At 41.1% G+C, this 6,598-nt stretch carries 2 protein-coding genes; both read left to right on the forward strand.

Annotation, left to right across the window (positions count from 1 at the left end; all coding sequences use genetic code 11):
* The first annotated feature begins 65 nt into the window (after positions 1-65).
* Positions 66-3,215, forward strand: a complete 3,150-nt coding sequence (locus Q8907_10940; GenBank protein ID MDP4274783.1) for a glycoside hydrolase family 2 TIM barrel-domain containing protein — start codon at positions 66-68, stop codon at positions 3,213-3,215.
* 468 nt (positions 3,216-3,683) lie between these two features.
* Positions 3,684-6,422, forward strand: a complete 2,739-nt coding sequence (locus Q8907_10945) for a family 78 glycoside hydrolase catalytic domain (protein MDP4274784.1) — start codon at positions 3,684-3,686, stop codon at positions 6,420-6,422.
* The last annotated feature ends 176 nt before the right edge of the window (positions 6,423-6,598 follow it).

Here is a 6,598-nt window from a genome sequence, read left to right on the forward strand (position 1 = left end):
ATAGGATTATTGTGAATGTGTTCTGAAAATTAATTATAAAAATCACTAATTAACTAAAATATGTTATGTTAAAAATCAGGTTTGTAGTATTAGCTATTATACTGGGAGCATGTTTTTTTATAAATACTGCTTACGGTGCCGGATCAACCCCGTTGAAAGCGGGGATTGATTATCCTTCCGAGATTGAAGATCCACAATGCCTCGGAATCAACAAAGAGCCTTATCATGCCACGTTAATGCCTTATGCCAATCTGCAGGAAGCACTTCGTGCCAATCGCCATGCTTCTTCGTTTTGCCATAGTTTGAATGGCAATTGGAAGTTCAACTGGGTTCCTAGCCCGGAAAAACGTCCGGTTGATTTTTATAAACCAGATTATGATGTGTCGGGATGGAAAGAAATACCTGTTCCTTCAAATTGGGAAGTACAGGGATATGGCACTCCATTTTACCGGAATGCTGGTTATACGATAAAGAGAGATTTTCCTCATGTGATGAGCGAACCGGATAAAAATTACACGGCATACGTGGAACGTGATCCGGTAGGCAGTTATCGCCGCGATTTTGATGTTCCTGAAGACTGGACCGGGCGCCGTATTTTCATCACCTTCGATGGGGTTGACTGTGCTTTTTTCATCTGGGTAAACGGTGAAAAGGTGGGCTACAGTGTAAACAGCCGTAATGCTGCTGATTTCGACCTTACTAAATACCTGAAACCCGGCAAAAACATGTTGGCTGTTGAAGTGTATCAATATAGCTCGGGCACCTGGCTTGAAGACCAGGACATGTGGCGCTTGCACGGTATCTTTCGTAATGTTACCCTTTGGAGCGCTCCCCAGGTACATATCCGCGACTTTTTCGTGAAACAGGACCTGGATAAAGATTATAAAGATGCTACGGTTGAAGTCGTGGCTAAAATTAAAAATTATGGAGAAAAGGCAGGTAAAGCCCAAACTTTTACAGCTACTTTATATGATAAAGCCGGTAATGAAATAGCCAAAGGAAATACTTCCTGTAAGTCACTTGGTTCTAAAGAGGAAGAACAGCTTGCCGTAAAGTTCCCTGTTTCAGATCCATTAAAGTGGACTGCTGAAACTCCTAATTTATATACGATTGTATTGACCAGTTCGGAAGGTGAAATTTTATCATCCCGTGTAGGTTTCCGTAAGATTGAGATCAAAGGCCGCATTTTTACCGTCAACGGCGTACCCATCAAATTAAAAGGCGTGAACCGCCATGAACATTGGTCGGATGTGGGTCATGCAATTACCGAAGAGCAGATGATTCGTGATCTACAGGTAATCAAACAAGGCAATTGCAATCATGTCCGTACCTGTCATTATTCAGATGATCCCCGTTGGTATGAGCTTTGTGACGAATGGGGAATTTTTCTTACGGCCGAAGCCAACGTCGAATGTCATGGATATTATGGTACATTGGATCGCGAACCCCTGACCCGGAAAGCAATTGTTGATAGAAATATTGCTAACGTGGAGAATTTCAAAAATCACCCTTCGGTAATTATTTGGTCTATGGGGAATGAATGCGGCAGTGGCGATAATTTTCTGGAAGCTTTGAAACAGATTAAAGCCATCGATTTGTCCCGCCCGGTGCATTACGAACCTTTTCATGTGGGCAAGGGAAACCCAACCGATCTGGATGGACGTATGTACGGTACACCGGATGATTTTGCCAAAGTCGCTCAAAACAAAGAATTGACAAAACCCTTCTATATCTGCGAATTTGCTCATGCCATGTTTAATTCTATGGGCTCATTGAAGGAATATTCGGATGTTTTTGACAATAATCCGGAAATTGTGGGTGGGGCAATCTGGGAATATCAGGATCAGGCCTTATGGAACAAACGGGATCCCAAACACCCGATATTGGCCTATGGAGGTGGTTTCGGTGAGTTCCCCAACGATCACTATTTTATACACAAAGGTGTGGTGGCTTGGGATAGGAAAACCATTAAACCTCATTATCCGGAAATGAAAAAGGCTTTTCAGTGGATTAATACAGAATTGACCGACCCAACTTCCGGGGCAATAAAAATTAAGAATAAATATCAATTTATTTCCCTGGATAGATTCGAGGCTTCCTGGAGCCTGACTGAAGACGGGAAGGAAATTGACAGGGGAACCCTGAAATTGCCTCATATTGGCCCGCAATGGGAAGGCTGGGCAACGGTACCTTATAAAATAGAAAATCCCAAAGCAGGAGCTGAATATTTTTTGCGGATTTCATATACTCAAAAAGAGAAAACTTTGTGGGCTGACCAAGGGTTTGAAGTTGCTTCCGAACAGTTCAAGTTACCGGTAGGTACACCTCCGGTTGAGGAACTCAAAGTAACCCAACCTGTTAAGTTAAGTCAGAACCCCCAGTCGGTAAAAATTACAGGTAGCGGATTTGCAGTGGTTTTCGACAAGACAACAGGTTTTATGACTCAGCTGGAAAAAGGCGGAGTAAATCTTTTGACCGCAGAAGGTTCCCCAAAACTACACCTGTGGCGTGCACCTCATATGAACGATGATATGTGGGTTTTTAGAAGTTCTGAAAAATATGGCGCAAATGACCTGAAATACTCACTGGTCAATCTGAAAGTTGAACCTGTTGACAAATATTCGGTAAAAGTGATTACAACTGTAAAAGCCGATGGCAAAGGAGGATTTGGTGCTTATCACACGGCAACTTACCTGGTCAAAGGCGATGGTTCTATAAAGGTTGATAATAACATACAGTTTGTAGGCCTGCGCATTAATCTGGCACGTATTGGAGTACGCATGTTGCTCGACAAGAAACTCGACAGTATGACTTATTTTGGACGTGGCCCCATTGAAAATTATTCGGACCGTAAAACCGGGTTTGATGTTGGTTTATATGCCTTGGACGTAAATAATCAGTATGAGTATGAAAAGCCCATGGAACATGGGAATCATGAAGATGTAAGGTGGGCAAAATTGAGTGGAAAAGATATGCCGTCTCTTTTGTTTAAAGCAGATGAAAACCTGATGCAGGTTTCTGCTTTGCCTCATACCGACGAGCAGATGTTGCCTGTGGAATATAAAATTGACCTGCCAGCCAGTAAGGCCACCGTTTTTTGTCTGTCTGCCAAAACAACAGGCGTCGGCTCAAACGGATGCGGGCCCCGTCCTCTTCAACAATATCAGGTATTCTCGGATCCGACTTCATTTACCTATACCATTAAGCTATTTTAATGGTTACTGAAGTTAATACTGGTGGACACTTAAAATTAATATAATGAAGTTTTTCTCTCCGGCTGATGTCGGGGAGAAGAATTCAGAAAAAAACAGGGATGGACCTTTATATAATAAGGTTGATCCCTGTTTTTTTATCAATATGATTGGATTATTTCCATTTAAGGTTGTGAATCATAAGAGTTATGTATGTACTCCATATCCCGGGCTTTTTACAAATTGTGATATGCATTTTAGAACAGGGGAAAACGATAAAATTCAACTTTTGCATATTGCACTAATAGAAAGGAAAAATTATTTTCCTGGAGCATGAGGGAAAAGGATAGTGGTAAAAAAATGTATTAAATATTTCTGCAAATAAAATAATGAAAATATTTGGTTTCTATAGGAAATTATAACTTTGCTAATGGTCAGGGAATAAATTTCCTGGACTAACCTATGTAAACATTAAAAATTCAATTATTTATTATGAAAAAAAAATTACTTTTTCTCATTTTCCTGGTGGTGGGTTTATCCCCATTTGCGTATTCGGCAAAAGTGGAAATAAAAAATTTGGAGGTAGAGATGAAGAAAAATCCTGCAGGGATTGAAGTTTCGCAACCTCGTTTCTCCTGGCAGATTACTTCAACCAAGCCCAATTTGGTGCAAACAGCATATCGTATACAGGTAGCAGATTCTCCAGAGAAATTAGCTAAAGGAAAAGATTTATTGTGGGATTCAAAAATGGTTTCTTCCGACAAATCCATATTGATCTCTTATGAGGGTAAAAAATTGATTTCCCGTCAACAATGCTTTTGGCGGGTATGTGTAAAAACCAATCAGGGGAAAAGCAAATGGAGCGAAGTATCTACCTGGTCAATGGCTTTGCTCGATGCTTACGGCTGGAAAGCTTCCTGGATAGGCGAAAATGCTATCTCAAACAAGGGAGAAGGAGATACATCCAATACCCGCCTGGCTGCCCGCTATCTAAGAAAGGAATTTTCGGCTGCACGTCCGGTCAAAAGAGCTGTTCTTTACATTTCAGGCCTTGGCTTGTACGAAGCATTTATTAATGGCAAACCCGTAAGCAATGATGTTTTAGCTCCATCCCCTTCTTTGTTTACGGACAGGGTTTATTACAATGTGTATGACGTGACCAGTCTTCTGCAGGACAATGTGAATACCCTGGGCATTGTGTTGGGCAATGGCCGTTATTTTTCCATGCGGGGCAGAACGAATAACAAATCGGGAAGCATGCTCTTTTTTGGCCTTCCACGTCTGTTGGCTCAACTCGAAATTGAATATACCGATGGAACGACTTCAACCCTTGCAAGCGATGCTTCCTGGAAAGTTACTTCAAAAGGCCCTGTAATTTCAAATAATGAGTATGATGGTGAAGAATATGATGCCCGCCTTGAACTTGGAGATTGGAATCAAAACGGATTCGACGATAGTCAATGGAAATCTGCAGATATCATGGATAATCCCAGAGGCAGCCTTACTGCCCAGCAAAACCCAAATATCACGGTGCAGGATGAGGTTCATCCTGTTTCAATCTCAAAGCGTGCCGATGGGAAATATATAGTGGACATGGGACAAAATATGGTTGGATGGCTGAATATCAGGTTGAAAGGGAAGAAAGGCCAGCCTGTGGTGATGACTTTTGCTGAAGCCCTCAATGATGATAAAACCCTTTACCTGAAAAATTTGCGTACTGCCCAGGTGACCGATATTTATACCCCCGCCAGGGACGGTGAATTTTCCTGGGAGCCTCATTTTACTTATCACGGCTTTCGTTTTGTCGAAATTTCCGGTATGGATGAAGAACCAGAACTTACATCTTTTACAGGGAAAGTGATTTATGATAAGATGGAAACAACCGGCCATTTTGAAACTTCAGATGCTTTAGTCAATAAAATTTTTACCAATGCTTATTGGGGCGTTCGCTCTAATTACAGGGGCATGCCTACCGATTGTCCGCAACGCGATGAGCGGATGGGTTGGTTGGGAGACCGTGCTACCGGTTGTTACGGTGAAGCTTTTATTTTTAATAATGCTTTGCTGTACAGCAAATGGTTACAGGATATTGAGGATTCCCAAAGCCCCGAAGGAAGTATTTCCAATGTTTCTCCTAAATATTGGACCATCTATGGGGATGATGTTACCTGGCCTTCTGCATTTTTTAATGCTGCCGATATGCTTTATCACCAGTACGGAGATGATAGCGGAATCCGTAAGCATTATGCTGCCATGAAACTTTGGATAGAACATATGCAGAAAAAGTCTATGCAGAATTATGTCATGACTAAAGATTCATATGGTGACTGGTGTATGCCGCCAGAAACAAAATATCTGATCCATTCCAAGGATCCATCACGAAAGACTGACGGAAAGATTTTGAACACCGCTGTCTATTATGATTTGCTGAATAAGATGAGCGGCTTTGCCAAACTTTGCGGAAAAGATCAGGATACTGTTGAATACAAGGATCTTGCTGCCAAAATGAAAGATGCTTACAATACCAAATTTTTCAATTCTGCAACCTCGCAATATGGCAACAATACGGTTACTGCAAATATTCTTTCCTTATGCCTCGGACTTGTGCCCAATGGCTATGAAGGAAAAGTTTTTGAAAACATTGTGAACAAAACAGAGAAAGATTTTGATGGCCATGTCAGTGTTGGCGTTTTAGGAATTCAACACCTGATGCGCGGGCTTACAGAACATGGTAATGTTGATCTTGCCTGGAAAATTGTTACTAATGATACTTATCCAAGCTGGGGTTATATGGTAAAAAACGGAGCTACCACCATCTGGGAACTTTGGAATGGCAACACTGCTGATCCGGCCATGAATTCAGGAAACCATGTAATGTTACTTGGAGACCTTAATATATGGTTTTTCGAAAATCTTGCCGGCATAAAATGTGCTCCGGGTACCCAGGGCTATAAACAATTAATCATGTGTCCCGCATTCCCTCAAGGTCTTGATTCAGTTCATGCTACTTATAAATCTGTTTATGGAGAAATAAAAAGTGACTGGAACAAAAAAGGAAGTAACTTTGTCTGGGATGTAACGATTCCTGGCAATACTTCTGCTTTAGTTTGTATACCTAAATCGTTTAATATTGTTAAAAACAAGCAAGCCGGCATCAGAAAAATTACCGAATCTGGGGCTTATACTGAAATCGAAGTAGGCTCAGGTAATTATCATTTTGCTTCTAAATAATCAAAAAAAGAAATCCGGTTGGCGAAAACATTTTTAAAATTAAGCAACATGAGAGTGACTCTTATTGTTTTGAGTATGATGGTTTTGTTGACTAATAATACCTTATCATCTGCCAATATGCTGAACCAACCGGATTCGGCTTACCTTTTTTCGTATGCCTCTACGAAAAATGCCGG

It is taken from the genome of Bacteroidota bacterium (genome assembly GCA_030706565.1).
Lineage (GTDB): Bacteria > Bacteroidota > Bacteroidia > Bacteroidales > JAUZOH01 > JAUZOH01.